Genomic DNA, 19,536 nt, shown 5'->3' on the forward strand with positions numbered 1-19,536 from the left:
TGCAAAATGACATCCCCCTGCCAGCGTTTCATGGGGGCGTGAGAAACTGATAGGTGGTAAGGTACTGGCGACCGGATCGGCGCAGTGACCCATCGGCAACAGCCTCACTCCACCAAAAACGGTCACATTCTGCTTGTACACTTCCATTTATTTCCATAGTATTGGAAATATGGATAAGTCATCGGCTATCGCAGTACTCGGCGCCCTGGCGCAAGACACTCGGATCGAGATTTTCCGCCACTTGGCGCAAACCGGCCCACAACCGGCAGGTCAAGTCAGCGAGCGTTTCAGCCTGCCGCTGGCGACGCTCTCGTTTCACCTGAAAACCTTGCAGCAGGCCGGCCTGCTGGATTGCCGCCGCGAGGGTCGGCAGTTGATCTATCAGGCCCGCTGCGAGGTGGTGGTCGCGCTGATGACTTATCTGACGGAACATTGTTGCAATCTGCCTGCATTGGCTTTTGAAACCCGCATTCCCCTTGCAACCGCTACTCAGGAATCCACCGTCATGAGTCAGGAAAAAATCTACAACGTGCTGTTTCTCTGCACCGGCAATTCCGCTCGCAGCATCCTGGCCGAAGCCACCATGAACCACCTCGGCAAAGGCCGCTTTCGCGCCTACAGCGCCGGCAGCTTTCCCGCTGGTCAAGTCAATCCTTTCAGCCTGAAACTGCTGGAGTTGCAGGGTCTGCCGACCGCAGGGCTGCGCAGCAAGAGTTGGAATGAATTCGCGGGACCCGATGCGCCGCTACTGGATTTTGTGTTCACCGTCTGCGACAACGCCGCTAACGAAGTTTGCCCGTTTTGGCCCGGCCAACCGATGTCGGCGCACTGGGGTGTGGAAGACCCGGCAGCAGTGGAAGGCGACGACACGATGAAGATGTTGGCATTCCGCGCTGCGCTGCGGGCGCTGGAAAACCGGATTCAGATTTTTATCAATCTGCCCATCAAGTCACTGGACAAGATCAAGCTGAAAGCCACGCTGGACGAAATTGGTCTCACCATGCCGGAGGGCAATGGATGAACGCCGCCTGCGAAGTCAACGCCAAGGCGATGGAAGGCGCGCAACTGGGATTTTTCGAGCGCTATCTGACGTTGTGGGTCGCATTGTGCATCGTCGCCGGCATCGTGCTGGGTCACTTCCTGCCGGGGATATTTCAAACAATCGGCAGGCTGGAAATCGCCCAAGTCAACCTGCCAGTGGCGCTGCTGATCTGGCTAATGATCATTCCGATGCTGGTCAAGATCGATTTCGCCGCACTGCGCGGGGTCGGCCAGTACTGGCGCGGGATTGGCGTCACCCTGTTCATCAACTGGGGGATCAAACCGTTCTCGATGGCGCTGCTGGGCTGGCTGTTCATTGGCGGGCTGTTTGCGCCGCTACTGCCAGCGGAGCAGATCGATTCCTACATCGCCGGGCTGATTCTGCTGGCTGCTGCGCCCTGTACCGCGATGGTATTTGTGTGGAGCAATCTGACCCACGGCGAACCGCACTTTACCCTAAGCCAGGTGGCGCTGAACGACATTATTATGGTGTTTGCGTTCGGCCCCATTGTCGGGTTGCTGCTGGGCATGACCTCCATCGTGGTGCCGTGGGCGACGCTGTTCCTGTCGGTGGTGCTGTACATCGTAATTCCACTGATGATTGCGCAAACGGTGCGCGGCGCAGTGCTGAAATCGCAAGGCTCAGCGGGATTGGCGCGACTGCTGGATGTGCTTGGCCCGACTTCGCTGATCGCGTTGCTGACGACGCTGGTGCTGCTGTTCGGCTTTCAGGGCGAGCAGATCGTGACCCAGCCGCTGGTCATTCTATTGCTGGCGATCCCGATTCTGGTGCAGGTGCTTTTCAACTCTGGGTTGGCCTATTGGCTCAATCGCCAGGTTGGGTCGCCGCATTGCGTAGCAGGACCGTCAGCGCTGATTGGGGCCAGTAATTTCTTCGAATTGGCGGTAGCAGCGGCGATTGCACTATTTGGCTTCAATTCCGGCGCGGCGTTGGCAACCGTGGTTGGGGTGCTGATTGAGGTGCCGGTGATGTTGATTGTGACCAAACTCGTTAACCGCAGTCGTGGCTGGTATGAACGGGGGCCGAGAGTCCCGCTACCACCGGCCCGTTAATTACTGCGCCCCGCACCTGGCGCACACTCCATACAGAATGATGTCGTGGCGCTGAACCTGGAAATCGCGGGGAGCCAGCGCCTCCAGATCATGGACGCAGCCCTGCACATCGAACACCAGTCGGCATTGTTGACAGATGAAGTGGTGATGGTGCCCCCGGTCAGCGGGTTCGTAACAGGGAACCGCGCCCGGAATCTCCACCAGCACGATCATCCCTTGCGCCATGAAAAACTTCAGGGCGCGATACACCGTCGCTAATCCAATCCCTGCACTGCCCTGGCTGGCCCGCTCGCGAATGTCCGGCGGCGTCAGCGGACGATCCGACTGTTGCAAAATCTCCAGAATGACCTCACGTTGCCGCGTCGAGTAGCTCACAATCACACTCCGCTTGACTGAAATTGAGAATCCATTATCTTAGTTAAGAATTGAGAATCCAATCTCAAATCAACCGGTACGGTGCCTACACCCATGAACTCTCCTGATCTCCGCATTCCCGTGACGGTGCTGACCGGCTTTCTCGGCGCCGGCAAGACCACCCTGCTCAACCGCATTCTGACCGAACAGCACGGTCAGCGCATCGCCGTGATCGAAAACGAGTTTGGTGAGATCGGCATTGATCAGGCGTTGGTGATCAACGCCGAAGAAGAAATTTTCGAGATGAACAACGGGTGCCTGTGCTGCACCGTGCGCGGCGACCTGATCCGCATTCTCGGCAATCTGATGAAGCGGCGCGACAAATTCGACCGGATTCTGGTGGAAACCACCGGCCTCGCCAATCCCGGCCCGGTGGCGCAGACCTTTTTCATGGACGATGAGATGAAAGAAAACCTGCGGCTGGACGGCATTGTCACGCTGGTGGACTGCAAACACGTCAGCGACCATTTGGACAGCAGCGAGGATTGCCGGGCGCAAATCGCTTTCGCCGATACCCTGCTGCTGAATAAAACCGATTTGGTGGATGCGGCGGCGGTGGAGGCGCTGGAAACCCGGCTGCGCAGCATGAATGGCTTAGCCACTGTGCAGCGGGCGACGATGGCGCGGGTAGATTTGCACCAAGTGCTGGATCTCGGTGGTTTCGATCTGAAGCGGGCGCTGGCCCTCAATCCGGCATTTCTGGAGCCAGAATATCCGTTTGAGTGGGGCGGTTGCTACGATCTGGCGGCGGGCGAATTCACCCTGACGCTGAATGACGGGCCAGACCCGGCGATGAGCCTGGTCGCCTTGCCCATCGCTGACGGGCAGGACTGGATCGCCGCGCAGGAACTGGCGGCCCGGCTGTTTTCGCTGGACGCGGAGCCAGTTGAACCGGGCGCGGCGCTGATTCCGGGCATTTTGCACTACGAGCTGCAACTCGCCGCTGACGGCGCCAAGTCATTCCGGCTGCGACTGGAATCGGTGGGGAGACTGGCCTTGTTCACTCAGCATCATCCCGATGAATTCGCGCTGCGGCTGCTCGACGCCCAAGGTCAAACCTGGTCGCCGGTGGCCGAACACACCTACAACCCCGGCCACAGCCACGACGACACGGTGTCCTCGGTGGGCATCGTCGAGGAGCGTCCGGTCAATCCGTACAAGCTGAATCTGTGGCTCAGCGATCTGCTGCGCGACAAGGGGGCGGATATTTTCCGCATGAAGGGCGTTCTGCATTTGGCCGATAACCTCAATCGCTTCGTGTTTCAGGGCGTCCACATGTTGTTCGACGGTCAGGCCGACCGGCCTTGGCGTGCGGATGAACCGCGTCTGAGCCAGATGATTTTTATCGGGCGGGCACTGGATCGGGCGGAATTGACCGCCGGATTCCGCGCCTGTCTGGAATGAGCTTGACGACGGCCATGCCGAAAAAGACGAAGGAAGCGCAAGTACACATTCCCTGGCGGGTGGACATCGCCGACGCGGTGCAGGATTTAGCCTGGTCGCCGGATGGGTGCTGGCTGGCGGTGGCCGAAGTCAGCGGCCCGCTCATTCTCGTCAATGGTGAAAGCGGCGCGGTGCTTCAGCGCTGGCCGGGACACGGCGGCGGAACCTTGAAACTGGCCTGGTCGCGGGATAGCCGCTGGCTGGCCAGCAGTGGTCAGGACGGGCAGGCGCGGCTGTGGAATCCCGACAGTGCGGTCGAGCATCGAGCCTTGGCGGGCGGCAACGCCTGGGTCGGCGGCGTCAGCTTTTCGCCCTATGCCGATGATCGGCTGATCACGGCTGCCGGTAAGGAATTACGCGCCTGGACGCTCGACGGCGGCCTGATCCAGACCATCCAGCCGCACGCCAGCACCATCACCGATCTGGCCTGGCATCCGCAGCAACCGGTGCTGGCTTCGTCGGCGTTCGGCAAGGTTCATCTGTGGGATTGGCAAACGCCGGACGCGCCCAGCGAACAGAGTTTGCCGCATTCGTCGCCGCTACTGAACGTGCGCTGGTCACCTAATGGGCGCTATCTGGTCTGCGGCTGTCAGGACAACAGCTTGCGCTGCTGGACCTGGCCGAATGCCGAGAGTTGCCAGATGAGCGGTTATTCCGCCAAGTTGCGCACTCTGGCCTGGGATCGCCACTCGCGCTGGCTGGCGACCGGAGATCGGGAAGTGGTGACCGCCTGGGACTTTTCCCAAGGCGCGCCAATGGGACAAATGCCGCGTGATCTGGAGGCGATGACCGACCGGGTGCTGGATCTGGCGTTTCAACCGGGCGGCGACGGGTTGGCGGCGGGGGATCAAAGTGGACATCTGATGATCTGGAAAACCACGAACCCCGATTTTCAACTCTGCTGGCAAGGCGCGTTGCGCGATGGGTTCCAGCGATTGGCCTGGCATCCGCACCGGCGCGGGCTGGCGGTGGGCGGCAGCGAGGGCGCCGTGTTGCTGTTCGAGATCGCGGCATGAAGTCACCCTCCGGGCCAGCGACACCTCCATCCCCTTTTAGTCTGCTGGCGACTGGCGCTGCGCAACGCTTGGCGGGTGCGGCGGTTTTAATCGCCGGACTGTGGCTGGCCGTATTCTGGGCGCTGCATTGAATGACCATGAATCCCGCTATTCGACTGGACGATTTAACCGTCTGCTACAACCGCCATCCGGCGGTGCATCATCTATCGGGCGCATTCAATCACGGTTCGCTGACCGCTATCGTCGGCCCCAATGGCGCGGGTAAAAGCACCTTGCTCAAAGCGATCATGGGTCTGCTGCCGGTGACGACCGGACGGATTGATCCGGCGGTGCTGACGCCGACGGACATCGCCTATCTGCCGCAACAGGCGCAGATTGATCGCCAATTTCCGATCACCGTGCTGGATGTGGTTCTGCTGGGCCACTGGCAGCGGATCGGAGTTCTGGGCGCGATGACTTCGGCATTGAAAACGCAGGCGATTGAGGCATTGGCCGCAGTCGAGCTGGTGGATTTTCAGCGGCGGCCCATTCGCACCCTGTCGGCAGGCCAGTTTCAGCGGGTGCTGTTTGCCCGGATGCTGTTGCAGGACGCCCGGTTGATTCTGCTGGATGAGCCGTTTACCGCGATTGACGCCCGCACTACGGCCGATTTGATTACGGTGGTGCGAGCCTGGCACGACCAGCAGCGCACCGTGATCGCCGTGCTGCACGATCTGGATCAGGTTCGCGCCCATTTCCCCGAAACTCTGCTCATGGCCCGATCCCGGATTGCCTGGGGCCAGACGGCGCAGGTGTTGACCGCAGAGCATCTGCAACAGGCTCGTGAAATGGCCGAAGCCTGGGATGAGCAAGCCCGGTTGTGCGCGGTTCAAGCGCCATGAATCTGTTGCTGGAGTGGCTGGTTGCGCCGTTTGTCGAGTTCAGCTTCATGCGCCGGGCGCTGGTGGCCTGTCTGGCGCTGGGCTTAGGCTGCGGCCCGGTTGGGGTGCTGTTGATGCTGCGGCGGATGAGCCTGATGGGCGATGCGCTCTCCCATGCCGTGCTGCCCGGCGCGGCGATTGGCTTTTTGATCGCCGGATTTTCGCTCACTGCGATGAGTCTCGGCGGCTTCGTGGCCGGGTTGACCGTGGCGCTGCTGGCCGGGTTGGTGACGCGCTTCACCGAGCAGCGCGAAGACGCCAGTTTCGCCGCGTTTTATCTGATCTCGCTGGCGCTGGGCGTGCTGATTGTCTCCATCCGAGGTAGCAGCGTAGACCTGCTGCATGTGCTGTTCGGCACCATTCTGGCGGTGGACGATGCCTCACTGTTGCTGGTGGCCAGTATCGCCAGCGTCACCTTGCTGACCCTCGCGCTGATCTACCGGCCCTTGATCGTGGAGTGCTTCGATTCGGGGTTTTTGCAATCGGTACAGGCGCGGGGGACGGTTTACCATCTGCTGTTTCTCATCTTGGTGGTTCTGAATCTGGTCGCCGGATTTCAAGCCCTGGGTACGCTGATGGCGGTGGGTCTGATGATGCTGCCCGCCGCTGCGGCCCGGTTTTGGGCGCAGGAGGTGTGGAGCATGGCGGCGGTGGCGGCGACTATCGCCGTGCTGTCCGGCTACATCGGGCTGTTGCTGTCCTATCACCACGACCTGCCCTCGGGTCCGGCGATCATCTTGACCGCTGGAATGGCCTATCTGCTTTCTATCGTCCTGGGCGCTCAGGACGGTCTGCTGGTTCGATTTCTACCCCGTCCACATCTACAAGCCTGACTTCACGAGGTTCTCATGCGATTTTTCTTCAAATACCTCATCTTATCCCTGGTTCTGGTCATGCCCGCCGCGTGGGCTGAACCGCTGCGCGTGGTCGCCAGCTTCAGCATTCTGGCTGACATGGTGAAAAACGTCGGCGGCGAGGACATCGCCGTCACCACGCTGGTGGGCGCTGATGGCGATGCCCATGTGTATGAGCCGACGCCGGCGGACGCCAAGGCGGTCGGCAAAGCGCAACTGGTGATCGTCAATGGCTTGGCTTTTGAGGGCTGGATCGAGCGTCTGCTCAAGTCATCGGCCTATAAGGGTGAGGTGGTGGTCGCCAGCCAGGGCGTAGCGCCTCGGCAAATGCAGGAGGAAGCCGAGCATGAATCTAAGGGTGGCCAGTCGGCGCATAAAGGCCACGATCATCACGATCATGGCTCGACCGATCCTCATGCCTGGCAGGATTTGGCGAATGGGCAGATTTATGTGACCAACATCATCAACGGCCTGGCCAAGGCCGATCCGGCCCATGCCGCCGCTTACCAGCAGCGCGGCGAAGCCTATTTGGCGCAACTGAAGGCAACCAATCAGTGGGTGCGCGAGCAACTGGCGGCGGTTCCCCCGGCCAAGCGGCGCGTCATCACTTCCCACGATGCGTTCGGTTATTTCGGCGCGGCCTACGGGGTAGATTTTCTGGCGCCAGTCGGCTGGAATACTGAAAACGAACCTTCGGCCAAGCAAATTGCGACGCTGATCCGCCAAATTAAAAAAGGTTCTTCGACACTTTCTGTGGAGCGGATCCATCAGAGCAGGTTGCAGCTCGCTGAGCAGGCTGAATGCCAAACTTATATTTTTTAAAATCAATTAGTTATTTATAAGCTGCCAATTATAATTCTCATTTTTGAGACAGTACACCCTGGTTTCCACAAGAACCCTCGAAGAACCTTAAAAAAGAGGGGACGCGGGCGCTGTTCGTGGAAAACATGAGCGATCCGCGTTTGCTCAAGCGTGTCGCCGACGAAGCGGGCGAGGTCGTAGGCGGCACACTGTATTCCGATGCGCTGGCACTTGTCGGTCAACCCGGCGACAGCTACATCGGGATGTTCCGTTACAACGTGCCCGCGCTGGTAGCGGCGATGGCGAAAAATTGATCTGTGCTATCCGCCGGAGCGATTGCATCACACTGGAGTCCCCATGACCCTGTTGAAGCCGGATGTCGGATTAGCCGAGGAAACCGGGACTCCGGTAGCGGTGAGCGCTCGCTCCATCGAAGCGACTATCGCCACCTTCGTCAAAGCCTTCGCTATGTTGGATGACTGGAACGACCGTTATCGCTACCTCATTGACCTCGGTCGTCGCCTGCCGCACTTTCCGGAGGAGTGGCGCACTAAGTCCAATCAGTTGCGCGGTTGCCAATCGCAAGTCTGGATCGTTGGCATTCGGTCGGCGGATCGCCTGTGTTTTCGAGCAGTGAGCGATGCGGCTATCGTCAGCGGGTTAATCGGGCTGCTGTTGGCGGTTTACAACGGGCGGCAGGCTGAGGAAATTCTCACCACCTCGCCGGAGTTTTTGAATGCGCTAGGGCTGTATGAACATCTCAGTCCGTCACGCGGCAATGGCCTGTATGCACTGGTGCAATTCATTCGCCGCTTTGCAAGGGCAGAGACGGCATGAACGCTGAAACGACACTGGAAAACCGGCTGGATACGATCCTTCGCTACCACCAAACCAGCAAACACCGGCCGGATCGTTATGCGCCGGGGCCGCACGGGCTGGATTGGGCCAATCAGCCGGAACCGTTTCGCACTTATGCCGGTGCTACACGGGTTGACCTGAATCTCGCTGCCGATGCCCTGCCCGTTCTGTTCAGCGCGGTTCGGAGCGGGTTACGCGGCGAATCGCAGCCGTTCAGCCGCGAGACCGTCGGCATCCTGCTGGAATTATCGCTGGGTCTGTCGGCGTGGAAAGCGCAAGGGCCGAGCCGCTGGGCGCTGCGCTGCAATCCGTCCAGCGGCAATCTGCATCCCACCGAAGGCTATGTGGTGTGTTCCGATTTGCCGGAACTGGCCGCTGGCGTTTACCACTATGTCAGCCGCGATCATGCGCTGGAACGGCGGGCCAGTCTCAATGATGCCGCGTTGCCCGATTTCGGCCTGCTGCTGGGATTGACCAGCATTCATTGGCGGGAAGCATGGAAATACGGACTGCGGGCCTATCGCTACTGCCAGCACGATGTCGGTCATGCCATTGCAGCGGTCGCCTATGCTGCTGCGGCGCTGGGCTGGCGGGTTCGGCTGCTGGATGCAGTCAGCGATGCCGACATTGCGGCTTTGCTGGGACTGGATCGCCAGGCCGATTTTGCCGACGCCGAAGCGGAAGCGCCGGATGTGTTGCTGTGGGTCGGCGCGGATTTGCCGCCCGATCCGCTGCCGCTACCCATACCGACGCTGTTTCAAGGCCGTGCCAATCGGCTGAGTCCAGAACAGGTGCATTGGGCGGGGATTGATGCGGTGGCGGAAGCGGCGGATCAGCCGACCGTTCCGCCGGAACCGTGCTTTATTCCGTCGCCATTGCCGCCGTTGACCGCGACCGAACATCCAGCTTTGGCCGCGACGATCTATCGCCAGCGCCGCAGTGCGGTGAGTTTCGACGGCGTAACTTCGCTGTCCGCCGCCGCCTGGTTTGCCATGCTGGATGCGCTGCTGCCTCGCGCCAGCACGCCGCCGATGGACGCGCTGCCGTGGCGACCGCGAGTGGCCCCGGTGTTCTTCGTCCATCGCGTCGAAGATGTGGCTCCCGGACTGTATGTGCTGACCCGCGATCCCGATTTGCAGTTGATTCTGCAACAAAAACTGCGCCCTGATTGGTCTTGGCAGCGCGTCGTCGGTTGCCCTGAACATATCCCGCTGTACCTGTTGGCGCAGGCTGATTGCCGCGATACCGCCCAATTCATTGCCTGTGGTCAGGAAATCGCCAGCGATTCGGCATTCGCGCTCGGCTTCATCGCCGAATTTGAACCGATCCTGAAGCAGCGGCCTTGGCAGTATCGGCAACTGTTCTGGGAGACTGGGCTGTTGGGGCAGATTCTTTATCTCGAAGCAGAAGCGGCAGGAGTGCGCGGCACTGGCATTGGCTGCTTTTTCGATGACGCCATGCACCAGGTGCTGGGGATTGCCGATCTGAGCCTGCAATCGTTGTATCACTTCACGGTCGGCGGCCCGGTCGAAGATCGGCGGCTGCAAACGCTTCCCCCGTATGCCCACCTTGCCCACCAGAAATAGGGTTTATGCCGAACACTATCCCTCAACCGCGCATTCCCGTCACTCTACTGACCGGCTTTCTCGGCAGCAGCAAAACCACGGTGCTGAACTACCTCGTCCAGCAACCCGAACTTCAGCAAACGCTGGTGCTAATCTAATGAGTTCGGAGAAATCAGCTTGGATCATCTGCTGGTCACGCAAGGTCGGGACGATGTGATCATCGAGATGTCCAGCGGTTGCCTGTGCTGTACCATTCGCGGCGATTTGGTGGACACCCTGCGTGATGCGCTATGGCGTTTTGCCCGTGGCGGCAAGACTTGGTTCAACCGGGTGGTGATCGAAACCACCGGGTTGGCTGATCCAGCGCCGATTCTGCACACCCTGATGTCCGCGCCCGCAATCATCGCGCATTACCAGTTGGAGGGCGTGATCACCGCAGTTGATGCGGTGAACGGGATGGACACGCTGGATCGCCAGTTCGAGTCGGTGAAACAGGTAGCGGTCGCCGATCTGTTGCTGCTGACTAAAACCGACTTGGTGGCGGCGGATGCTTTAGCGCGGTTGGAGCAGCGGTTGCGCACCCTCAATCCGGCGGCAGCGCTGATTCCGGTTCGGCACGGCGTGGTTGATCCGGGAGTGCTGAACGCCAAAATCTACGATCCCGCCACCAAAACGGTGGAGGTGCAACGCTGGCTGGGCGCTGAAGCCTTCGACGCTCCCGAACGCGATCCTCGCCATGATCATGATCATGGCGATCATCATGATCATGACGGGCATCATCACCATCACCCGAAGTACGATGTAAACCGGCACGATGAGCGGATTCGCGCCGTTTGTCTGACGCTGGACCAACCGGTGAGCCGACTGCTGTTCGATCTGTGGCTGGACATTCTGATGCAAATCAAGGGGCCGGATTTGCTGCGGGTGAAAGGCATCGTTCACATTGCGGACTTGGCCGGGCCGCTGGTGATTCACGGCGTACAACACATTTTCCATCCGCCGTTGCTGCTCGACGCCTGGCCGAGCGCCGACCGGCGCACCCGCCTGGTGCTGATTACCTGTGACACCAAGCCTGGCTGCGCAATACGCTCAGGGCAATCGCGCTATGGGGTAGCCGGGGTTGGAGTGCCCAAGAGGAGGCGCAGCCGATAGTCATCGTTGAGGGCGGCGCGGAGTTTGCGGCGACGGATACTGTCGCGCGGCGGGCCATTGTGGCGCAGCACGTTGAGGGCCATGCGACGGATCACGGCCAGGTTTTCCGCCGAGTGGTCGCGGCGGGTGCGACAGGCATCCTCGCCGAATTGCACGTCCAATACCCAATGCTCGGCGTTCTCAATCGCCCAATGGCCGCGCACGGTGGCGGAGAATCGATCCCGATCCAGGAACGAGCACAGGAAATATCGACATTCCGTACTGGTTTGATTGCCGATGAGGCGGGTGGACTCAACCCGCCCGACCGCCTGGAGTCCGGCCCAGTCCGGTTGGGCGTCCAGCCCGCCGATGCGGTCGCTCAGCGCGTAACGGCGAATCTCGATCCGGCCGTGGTCTTTCTCCACGGTTTCCTGAACCGGTATAATGGACCCTGAATTTAGGACAGATAAATTAAGGTGGTACTCTGCAACGTAACGACCCGAAATGAGGAAGAGGTGACGAGATGCAGAGGAACGTCTTCAGTGCGGAGTTCAAGGCGAAGGTCGCGTTAGAAGCGCTGGCCGGACGCAAGACGGTCAACGAGATCGCCGGGGCGCATGAGGTGCATCCGAACCAGGTCACGACCTGGAAACGGGAGGCCCAAGACGGATTGAAGGCGCTGTTTGCGTGCAAACGGGGCCGACGAAGTCCCCAAGAGGGGGCCGATGCCGAGGCGCTGTACCGCCAGATTGGCCGGTTGCAAGTCCAGGTGGAGTGGTTGAAAAAAAAGTCCGAACTGAGTCCACCGGGGTAAGGCGGGCTTGGATCGAACCGGATCATCCGGCGTTGTCGGTGGTAGCTCAGTGTGAACTGCTGGGACTCGCCCGCAGTGGGTGGTATTACGCAGCCGTCCCAGAATCGGTGCTGAATCAAGAGGTGATGCGCCGGATGGACGAGGAATACACCGCCCACCCCTTCTACGGCAGTCGGCGGATGACGGCGGTGTTGCGGCGGGCCGGGTATCCGGTCAACCGCAAACGGTGATCCGGTTGAGGACCGAACTGGGATTGCAAGCGATTTACCCGAAGCCGGCGACCTCGCAGCCCCGAGCGGATCATCGGGTCTATCCCTACCTGCTGCGCGGGATGGCGGTGACCGTCCCGGATCAGGTGTGGAGTACGGATATCACCTACATTCGCCTGACGGGCGGGTTTGTTTACTGGGTGGCGATCTTGGACGGGTATAGCCGTAAAGTGTTGGCGTGGCGGGTGTCGAATACCTTGGAGACGACCTTTTGCTTGGAGTGCCTGGACGACGCCCTGGCCCACAGCGAACCCATGATCTTCAACACTGATCAAGGTGCCCAGTTCACCCGCTTCGCCTTCACAGGCCGCTTGGCACAAGCCGGGGTCCGGATCAGTATGGATGGTCGGGGACGGGCGCATGACAATATCTTTGTCGAACGACTCTGGCGATCCGTTAAATATGAGGAGGTGTATCCTAAAGCCTATGAAACGCTCGATCAGGCTTACTAGGGCTTGGAGCAGTACTTCGTGTTTTACAATGACCCGCGTCCTCATCAGGCGCTGAGCTATCGGACACCCGCAGAGGTGTATGCTGACGGGCTGACCTTGTCGGCATCAAACGCAAAGTAGCCACCTTAAATTCGGCTAAAATCTGTCTTGACGATGGGGTCCACTTTAACTGGGGACGGCATTTTTGGGCGCGCGGCTATTTTTGCGTGACGGTCGGAGATATGACGGAAGAGAGGATTCAAGAGTACCTGAATCATCACTTTGAGCCGGATCCCGCGCGTGACTTTCGGGTTGAACCCTAGGCGCGTCGTTGAGGCGACGCGCACATGGACTTTCAGTCCGTTACTTCAACCCACCGGCTTTCAGCCGGTGGTTGTTGAGTTATAAATCAAAAAGATAAATCTAACAAAGTAGAAGTAATCAAGCGTCGAATATTGAACCATCCTAAGCCCAACAATCCCAGCATCAAACTTACCGTCGGCCAGTCCCCAAATCGGGCATAAGGCGTTAGTCCTTGCAGCGGCTGCACCTCACCGCGAATCACCTCGGCCTCAAACTGTGGGCCACGCATTCGAATCCGGCCGCGCTCATCAATAATGGCGGAAACCCCGGTATTGGTGGCGCGAGCCATATAACGACCAACTTCCAGGGCGCGCATCCGGGCGATCTGCAAATGCTGGTGGGGGGCGAGGGAATCCTTGAACCAGGCATCGTTGCTGATATTGATCAACCAGGTCGCATCCGGCAATGCTCGCCGGATTTCGCTGCCGAACACCGCTTCAAAGCAGATCGAGAGGCCGACCGGCTGACCACCGGCGCGAAACAGCGGTTGCTCGCGCTCGCCGGCGGTGAAATCAGCCATCGGGATATCCACCCAGTGACGAAAGAACAGGAACAGCGGACGCAGCGGCAGATATTCACCAAACACCAGCAACCGGCGCTTGTGGTACAGCCCCGGCGAGCGCCCGATGCCGATGATGCTGTTATGGAAAATACCGGTTTCCCATGAGCCGGTGGGAATACCGGTGATGTAATCCACCTGAGCTTTTTTCGCTTCTCCCGCCAGCGCGGCGACGAAGGGACGGACCTCCTCCAAAAACGCCGGGATGGCCGTTTCTGGCCAGATAATGACATCGCTGCGTCCGTGTTCAGGCAGGCTTAACTGGACATAGCGGCTCAGGGTCTCGTCCAGCGCGTTCGGTTGCCACTTCTGATCCTGGGCGATATTACCCTGAACCAAGGCGACCCGCAGCGGCGTTCCCGCCGGTGTGACCCAGACGATCTGGCCTAAGCCCCATGCGCCGATCCACAGCATCGCCAGCAGTCCAGCCCAGCCCAACCGTTCCCGCCCATTGACGCTGTGCAGCACGGTTTGCAACAAGCCCGCGCTGAGCAACACCGCCCAGCCGACGCCGAACACGCCAAGGCAGGGTGCGAGATTGCCCAGCGGCGAATCGGTCTGGCTGTAACCGAGCGCCAGCCACGGAAAGCCGGTGAACAGCCAACTTCGTACCCAATCCAGCAATGTCCACAACGCTGGAATCACCAACAACCCGCGTACTGGACCTGGCGGTGGCCCCCAGCGATTGACCAGCCCGCCCAATGCAGCCAGATACAGCGCCATCAGCAGCACGACCGCGAAGGTCGCCAGCGCAGCGAACGGGGCCGGGGCATGGCCGTAATCATGCAGGCTGATGAAAATCCAGTAGATGCCAAAGCCATACGCGCCCAGTCCGAACAGTCCGCCGCGACGGGCCGCCCGGCGTGGCGCAGCGCCATCCCAACTCCACAGCAGCACGACCGGCAACAAAATCGCCAGCGGCCAAAAATTGAACGGGGCGAAAGCGAGCGGGAGCAATGCGCCGGCGGTAAACACCATCAGGTCAGTGAGAAACGGGTGGCGGGTCTTGAATTCGTGCATGGTGAGCAGCAGACCGTTGCAGGGGATACAGGCGGCGAAAGTAGCGAAAGGATATTGCAGCCGCTGGAAGATGGCTTTTTAGCAACAAAACGCCCTCCCCGGCAGACGGAGAGGGCGTAGCGACCCTTCGAGTTCAGTCTTCCGGCGGGGTAGTAGGCGGCGCTGCTTCCGCACTATCGCGCAAAGTCATTTCCAGCAGATGCACCCGCCGATTGTCGGCGCGCAGCACCTGAAAGTGGAAGCGGCCCAAGGACACGATCTCGCCGCCCTTAGGCAACCGGCCCAGCTCCATCATCACCAGCCCGCCGATGGTATCCGCCCGTTCATCGCTGAATTCGGCTTGGAAGTGCTCGTTGAAATCCTTGACCGGGGTCAGCGCCTTGATGATGAAGGTGTCGCCCTGCGGACGGATGAAGGTGCTGTCGTCATCTTCGGTATCGTGTTCATCGTCAATTTCACCGACGATCTCTTCCAGCACATCCTCGATGGTGATCAACCCGGCCACACCACCGTATTCGTCCACCACAATCGCCATGTGCAAGCGGTTGCCGCGAAATTCCTTGAGCAGGACATTCAGGCGCTTGCTTTCGGGGATGAACTTGGCGGGACGCACCAGGGCGCGCAGGTCGAAATCTTCGCGGCGGTCGAAGGCATGAGCCAGCAAATCCTTGACGATGAGAATACCAATCACATTGTCCTTGCTCTCGTCAATCACCGGCAGGCGGGAGTGACCGGATTCGACCACCTCGGTGATCAGGCGCTCCAGACTCCAGTCGTGTTCCAGCACCACCATCTGGGCACGCGGGAGCATGACATCGCGCACCTGGGTTTCCGAAACCCGCATGACGCCTTCCATCATCGCCAGCGCTTCGGCGTCCAACAATTCCCGCTGCTGGGCATCGCGCAGTAACTCCATCAAGTCGTTCCGGTCCTTGGGTTCGCCCATCAGGCCGAAACTTAAACGTTCCAGCCACGAGGGTTTATGGCTGGGTTCGGATCGATCATCGTTCATGGCTGGTCTGGGGTATCTCCATAGGGATCGGAATAGCCGAGTCCCGCCAGAATGCGGATTTCCAAGGATTCCATCGCCTCGGCTTGCGCTTCGTCATGATCATAGCCCAGCAGGTGCAAAACGCCATGGGCGACCAGATGCGCCCAGTGTGCCGCCGGCGGTTTTTCCTGAGCGATGGCTTCGCGCAATACCACCGGCGCACAGATCACAATGTCGCCCAGCAGTGCGCTTTCGACTTCGGGCGGCACTTCGGCGGGAAAGGACAGCACATTGGTCGGCCCCTGCTTGTGGCGATAGCTTTCATTGAGGGCGGTGCTTTCGACTTCGTTGACGATACGGATAGTCAACTCAGCGTCTTTTGGATAGTCCGCGCCGGCCATTGCCGCCTCGGCCCAGCGCCGAAATTCGGACTCAGCCGGCAGTCCCGGCATCTCAAGAGCAATCTGTAAATCCAGTTCCAGCGTCATGCGGGATTATCCTGTTCATAGCGTGCATAAGCATTAACGATCCGCTGAACCAGCGGATGCCGCACTACATCGCGAGCGTTAAAGAACGTGATGCCGATGTCTTCCACATCCTTGAGTACCTGTAATACCTGCCGCAGGCCGGACGGGACATTGCGCGGCAAATCAACCTGGGTCACGTCGCCGGTGACTACTGCCGTAGAGCCAAAACCAATCCGGGTCAGGAACATTTTCATTTGTTCCACCGTGGTATTTTGGGCTTCGTCGAGGATGATAAAGGAATCATTCAGAGTGCGACCGCGCATGAAGGCCAGCGGCGCGACTTCGATGATATTGCGTTCGATCAGCTTGGCGACCCGCTCGAAACCGAGCATTTCGTACAAAGCGTCATACAGCGGGCGGAGGTAGGGGTCGATCTTCTGAGTCAGATCACCGGGCAAAAAACCCAGTCGCTCGCCGGCTTCTACTGCGGGCCGCACCAGGATCAGCCGCCGCATTGCGTTACTTTCCAGTGCATCCACCGCGCAAGCCACCGCCAGATAGGTTTTTCCTGTGCCAGCGGGACCGACGCCGAAGTTGAGATCGTGGTGCTGGATGTTCCACAGATAGCGCTGCTGGTTGGGGCCACGCCCGCGAATCAGCCCGCGCCGGGTGCGAATAATCACCTCGTCGGTTTCCGGTTCCGCCTCAATCAAGGCATCGGCGCCGGCTTCCTGCAAAAACAGATGGACTTGTGCCGGAGTCAAGGCTTCTTCGCGGGTAGTCCGGTACAGCGCTTCCAGCACCGCAATGGCGACCGCCACCGCATGAGGTTCGCCGATGACCCGGAAATGATGACCTCGATTGTTAATTTCCACCGCCAGCCGGTGTTCAATCTGGCGCAAGTGTTCATCGAGATGCCCACATAGGGTCGCCAGACGCAGGTTATCGGCGGGTTCCAGCAACAAATCCTGGAATTGGGGGGATGAGTTTGAATTCAAGGCAGGAATAGCGGCGGATAAGCTCATCAACAGGCGTACTTCAAGGCGGCGGCGGGCAGTTCCGGGCAGGCCAACAGCCGACCGCGCAGGGAATTGGGTAATGTTTCAGTGATCGCCACCTCGGCGAAATGGCCGATGAGTCCACTGGGACCATCAAAATTGACCACCCGGTTGTTTTCAGTCCGTCCGGCCAGTTGCCGTCCATCCTTGCGCGAAGGTTTTTCCACCAGCACCCGTTGCACGGTTCCGATCATCCGCCGACTCTTCTCATGCGCCAGTTCCTCAATCCGCGCCTGTAACCGCGCCAGCCGTTCCTTTTTGATCAGTATTGGCGTGGAATCCGGCAAACTGGCAGCAGGGGTGCCGGGCCGGGGGCTGTAGAGAAAGCTGAAGCTGTGATCGAAACCGATCTCGTCAATCAGCGCCATGGTTGCGTCAAAATCCGGCCCGGTTTCGCCGGGGAAGCCAATGATGAAATCTGAAGACAGGCTAAGATCGGGACGAATCGTGCGCAGTTTGCGAATTTTGGCCTTGTATTCCAGCACGGTGTGACCACGCTTCATCAGCGACAGAATGCGGTCAGAACCGCTCTGTACCGGCAGATGTAACTGGCTCACCAGTTCGGGAACGCGGGCGTAAACCTCAATCAGCCGGTCGGACAATTCCAGCGGATGCGAAGTGGTGTAGCGGATGCGATCAATGCGGGGAATCGCGGCGACATGTTCGATCAGCAGCGCCAGATCGGAAATCTCATCATCCTCGGTCGGCCCGCGATAGGCATTGACATTCTGACCGAGCAGAGTGACCTCGCGCACTCCCTGCGTCGCCAATGTCGCCACTTCGGCCAATACATCGGCGAAGGGCCGGCTGATTTCCTCGCCTCGGGTGTAGGGCACCACGCAGAAGGTGCAGTATTTGCTGCACCCTTCCATGATCGAGACGAATGCGGTCGGGCCGTCGGCGCGGGGTTCCGGCAGCCGGTCGAATTTTTCGATCTCCGGGAACGACACATCCACCACCGGTTGCCGGTCGGCCCACACGGCGGTCAGCATCTCCGGCAGCCGGTGCAAGGTTTGCGGCCCGAACACCAAATCCACACACGGTGCCCGTTGGCGCAGCATCTCGCCTTCCTGACTGGCAACGCAGCCGCCAACGCCGATCACCAAGCCGGGGCGCTGCATTTTCAGGGCTTTCCAGACGCCAAGTTGCGAAAATACCTTGTCTTGGGCTTTTTCGCGGATGGAGCAGGTGTTGAGCAGCAACACATCCGCTTGATCGGGATCGTCAGTGCGCTCCAGACCGTGGGCTGCCCGCAACACGTCCGCCATTTTGGCGGAATCGTATTCATTCATCTGGCAACCGTGGGTCTTGATGTAGAGTTTGCGGGTCATGGGCCGTGTTCAAACAATGACAGGATTTGGGAATATAGCATCGCCGCCCAGGATGCGCCAATTGACCGGTGTGCATCTGATGCGGCGCTCACTTTAGCAAAGATGATTGAAATGAAGAGGATATGATGGAATTTCTAAGCGAATACGGGATGTTTCTGGCCAAAACTGCGACCTTGGTGGTAGCAATGCTGGTCGTGATCGGCGGCATCGTGGCGCTGGCGCGGCGCGGCGACCATGGAGACAGTCGAGGGCGGCTGGATATCCGTCATCTCAACGAGGATTACGACGGGATGGCAATGGCACTCAAGGCGGCGACTTTGTCGAAAAAGGCGCTTAAGGCGACGCAAAAGGAACACAAGGCACAGGAGAAACAACGTAGTAAAACCGAGCGCCGCCGGATGTTTGTGCTGAATTTCCACGGCGACCTCCGGGCAGCGGCGGTGGCCTCGTTGCGCGAGGAGGTGACGGCGGTGCTGACCATCGCCCAGCCGGAAGACGAAGTGATGGTGCGGCTGGAAAGCGCCGGCGGCATGGTTCACGCCTACGGGCTGGCGGCAGCACAACTGCTGCGGATCCGCGACCGGCGAGTGAAATTGACGGTGGCGGTGGACAAGGTAGCGGCCAGCGGAGGTTATTTAATGGCCTGCGTCGCCGACCGGATTGTCGCCGCGCCATTCGCTATTCTCGGTTCCATTGGCGTCATTGCCCAGTTACCGAATTTCAACCGGTTGCTCAAGAAGCATGACATTGATTACGAGCAATTCATGGCCGGCGAATTCAAGCGCACCGTTACTCTATTTGGCGAGAACACCGAGAAAGGGCGGCATAAATTTCAGGAAGAAATTGAAATCACTCACGCCTTATTCAAGGACTTCGTGAAAACCCACCGTCCACAATTGGATTTGGACCAAGTAGCGACCGGCGAATACTGGTATGGAACCAAGGCGCTGGATTGCCGGTTGGCCGATGAATTGCGCACCAGTGACGATTATCTGCTGCAAGCCAGCGCCACTGCTGATCTGTACGAAGTCACCTATACCGGCAAGAAGCCTTGGCTGGCACGATTGATGGCGCACAGCGGTGAGGCGCTGGGGCGGTTTTAAGGGAAACCTGGCG

Annotated in this window: 20 protein-coding genes and 3 pseudogenes; 16 read left to right on the plus strand and 7 right to left on the minus strand. The window is 59.5% G+C overall.

What is annotated here, in order from left to right:
- Positions 1–169 precede the first annotated feature (169 nt).
- Together BN874_RS16525 and arsB are read left to right on the plus strand one after the other, a co-directional pair.
- Positions 170–1,021: a metalloregulator ArsR/SmtB family transcription factor gene (locus BN874_RS16525; RefSeq protein ID WP_034435357.1), complete on the plus strand. Its 852-nt coding sequence runs from the start codon at positions 170–172 to the stop codon at positions 1,019–1,021.
- Positions 1,022–1,065: 44 nt separating this feature from the next.
- Positions 1,066–2,115 carry an ACR3 family arsenite efflux transporter gene (gene arsB / locus BN874_RS16530; protein WP_154724987.1) on the plus strand — a complete coding sequence of 350 codons (1,050 nt, stop codon included), beginning with the start codon at positions 1,066–1,068 and terminating at the stop codon, positions 2,113–2,115.
- Here arsB and BN874_RS16535 read toward each other — a convergent pair whose 3' ends face one another.
- Positions 2,116–2,490 carry a Fur family transcriptional regulator gene (locus BN874_RS16535; RefSeq protein ID WP_034435358.1) on the minus strand — a complete coding sequence of 125 codons (375 nt, stop codon included), beginning with the start codon at positions 2,488–2,490 and terminating at the stop codon, positions 2,116–2,118.
- 93 nt (positions 2,491–2,583) lie between these two features.
- Here BN874_RS16535 and BN874_RS16540 point away from each other — a divergent pair, with 93 nt between their 5' ends.
- The 11 genes and pseudogenes from BN874_RS16540 (at position 2,584) to BN874_RS16575 (ending at position 11,138) form a co-directional block, all read left to right on the plus strand.
- Positions 2,584–3,933 (plus strand): CobW family GTP-binding protein, encoded by a 1,350-nt coding sequence (locus tag BN874_RS16540; RefSeq protein ID WP_034435360.1) that lies wholly within the window; start codon positions 2,584–2,586, stop codon positions 3,931–3,933.
- A 14-nt stretch (positions 3,934–3,947) separates the two neighbouring features.
- Entirely contained in the window at positions 3,948–4,988 is a 1,041-nt protein-coding gene (locus BN874_RS16545) for a WD40 repeat domain-containing protein (protein WP_195912215.1), read from the plus strand.
- A complete protein-coding gene (locus BN874_RS26080; RefSeq protein ID WP_268258839.1) occupies positions 4,985–5,119 on the plus strand; it encodes a hypothetical protein in 135 nt (44 codons plus the stop codon). The genes BN874_RS16545 and BN874_RS26080 overlap by 4 nt, the downstream gene beginning before the upstream one ends.
- Before the next feature lie 6 nt (positions 5,120–5,125).
- A complete protein-coding gene (locus BN874_RS16550) occupies positions 5,126–5,869 on the plus strand; it encodes a metal ABC transporter ATP-binding protein (RefSeq protein ID WP_034435377.1) in 744 nt (247 codons plus the stop codon).
- Positions 5,866–6,741, plus strand: coding sequence for a metal ABC transporter permease (locus BN874_RS16555; protein ID WP_034435361.1), 876 nt, complete (start codon positions 5,866–5,868; stop codon positions 6,739–6,741). The genes BN874_RS16550 and BN874_RS16555 overlap by 4 nt, the downstream gene beginning before the upstream one ends.
- Positions 6,742–6,801: 60 nt before the next feature.
- Entirely contained in the window at positions 6,802–7,584 is a 783-nt protein-coding gene (locus tag BN874_RS16560; protein ID WP_230314468.1) for a metal ABC transporter solute-binding protein, Zn/Mn family, read from the plus strand.
- Positions 7,585–7,673: 89 nt separating this feature from the next.
- Positions 7,674–7,877 (plus strand): annotated as a pseudogene (locus BN874_RS23860) (metal ABC transporter solute-binding protein, Zn/Mn family); the annotation flags it as partial.
- A 43-nt stretch (positions 7,878–7,920) separates the two neighbouring features.
- On the plus strand, positions 7,921–8,400 hold the full coding sequence (locus tag BN874_RS16565; RefSeq protein WP_051497949.1) for a SufE family protein: 480 nt from the start codon (positions 7,921–7,923) through the stop codon (positions 8,398–8,400).
- Positions 8,397–10,007, plus strand: coding sequence for a SagB/ThcOx family dehydrogenase (locus BN874_RS16570; RefSeq protein ID WP_051497950.1), 1,611 nt, complete (start codon positions 8,397–8,399; stop codon positions 10,005–10,007). Before BN874_RS16565 ends, BN874_RS16570 begins: the two co-directional genes overlap by 4 nt.
- Before the next feature lie 5 nt (positions 10,008–10,012).
- Positions 10,013–10,144, plus strand: coding sequence for a GTP-binding protein (locus tag BN874_RS26225; protein ID WP_320411478.1), 132 nt, complete (start codon positions 10,013–10,015; stop codon positions 10,142–10,144).
- Positions 10,145–10,163: 19 nt separating this feature from the next.
- The gene (locus BN874_RS16575) at positions 10,164–11,138 is read left to right on the plus strand and encodes a CobW family GTP-binding protein (protein ID WP_051497951.1); all 975 of its coding nucleotides are present in this window, start codon (positions 10,164–10,166) and stop codon (positions 11,136–11,138) included.
- Here BN874_RS16575 and BN874_RS16580 read toward each other — a convergent pair.
- The gene (locus BN874_RS16580; RefSeq protein ID WP_051497952.1) at positions 11,090–11,542 is read right to left on the minus strand and encodes an ISAs1 family transposase; all 453 of its coding nucleotides are present in this window, start codon (positions 11,540–11,542) and stop codon (positions 11,090–11,092) included. The genes BN874_RS16575 and BN874_RS16580 overlap by 49 nt on opposite strands.
- 98 nt (positions 11,543–11,640) lie before the next feature.
- On the opposite strand from BN874_RS16580, the pseudogene BN874_RS16590 reads away from it, so the two are divergent.
- Together BN874_RS16590 and BN874_RS23865 are read left to right on the plus strand one after the other, a co-directional pair.
- Positions 11,641–12,772 (plus strand): annotated as a pseudogene (locus BN874_RS16590) (IS3 family transposase).
- Positions 12,773–12,822: 50 nt separating this feature from the next.
- Positions 12,823–12,954 (plus strand): annotated as a pseudogene (locus BN874_RS23865) (transposase); the annotation flags it as partial.
- Between the two features lie 86 nt (positions 12,955–13,040).
- Here the strand turns inward: BN874_RS23865 and lnt are convergent.
- The 5 genes from lnt to miaB form a co-directional block, all read right to left on the minus strand.
- Positions 13,041–14,573: an apolipoprotein N-acyltransferase gene (gene lnt, locus BN874_RS16595; RefSeq protein ID WP_051497953.1), complete on the minus strand. Its 1,533-nt coding sequence runs from the start codon at positions 14,571–14,573 to the stop codon at positions 13,041–13,043.
- A gap of 133 nt (positions 14,574–14,706) precedes the next feature.
- Complete coding sequence (locus BN874_RS16600; RefSeq protein WP_034435362.1) at positions 14,707–15,585, minus strand: CorC family transporter; 879 nt, start codon at positions 15,583–15,585, stop codon at positions 14,707–14,709.
- A complete protein-coding gene (gene ybeY, locus BN874_RS16605) occupies positions 15,582–16,052 on the minus strand; it encodes an rRNA maturation RNase YbeY (protein ID WP_034435363.1) in 471 nt (156 codons plus the stop codon). The genes BN874_RS16600 and ybeY overlap by 4 nt, the downstream gene beginning before the upstream one ends.
- A complete protein-coding gene (locus BN874_RS16610) occupies positions 16,049–17,056 on the minus strand; it encodes a PhoH family protein (protein ID WP_051497954.1) in 1,008 nt (335 codons plus the stop codon). Before BN874_RS16610 ends, ybeY begins: the two co-directional genes overlap by 4 nt.
- Positions 17,056–18,420 carry a tRNA (N6-isopentenyl adenosine(37)-C2)-methylthiotransferase MiaB gene (miaB, locus tag BN874_RS16615; RefSeq protein WP_051497955.1) on the minus strand — a complete coding sequence of 455 codons (1,365 nt, stop codon included), beginning with the start codon at positions 18,418–18,420 and terminating at the stop codon, positions 17,056–17,058. Before miaB ends, BN874_RS16610 begins: the two co-directional genes overlap by 1 nt.
- Positions 18,421–18,545: 125 nt before the next feature.
- Between miaB and sohB the strand changes: the two genes are divergently transcribed.
- Positions 18,546–19,523, plus strand: coding sequence for a protease SohB (sohB, locus tag BN874_RS16620; RefSeq protein WP_034435389.1), 978 nt, complete (start codon positions 18,546–18,548; stop codon positions 19,521–19,523).
- Positions 19,524–19,536 lie beyond the last annotated feature (13 nt).

Source organism: Candidatus Contendobacter odensis Run_B_J11, from assembly GCF_000531125.1.
Taxonomy (GTDB): Bacteria; Pseudomonadota; Gammaproteobacteria; order Competibacterales; family Competibacteraceae; genus Contendibacter; species Contendibacter odensensis.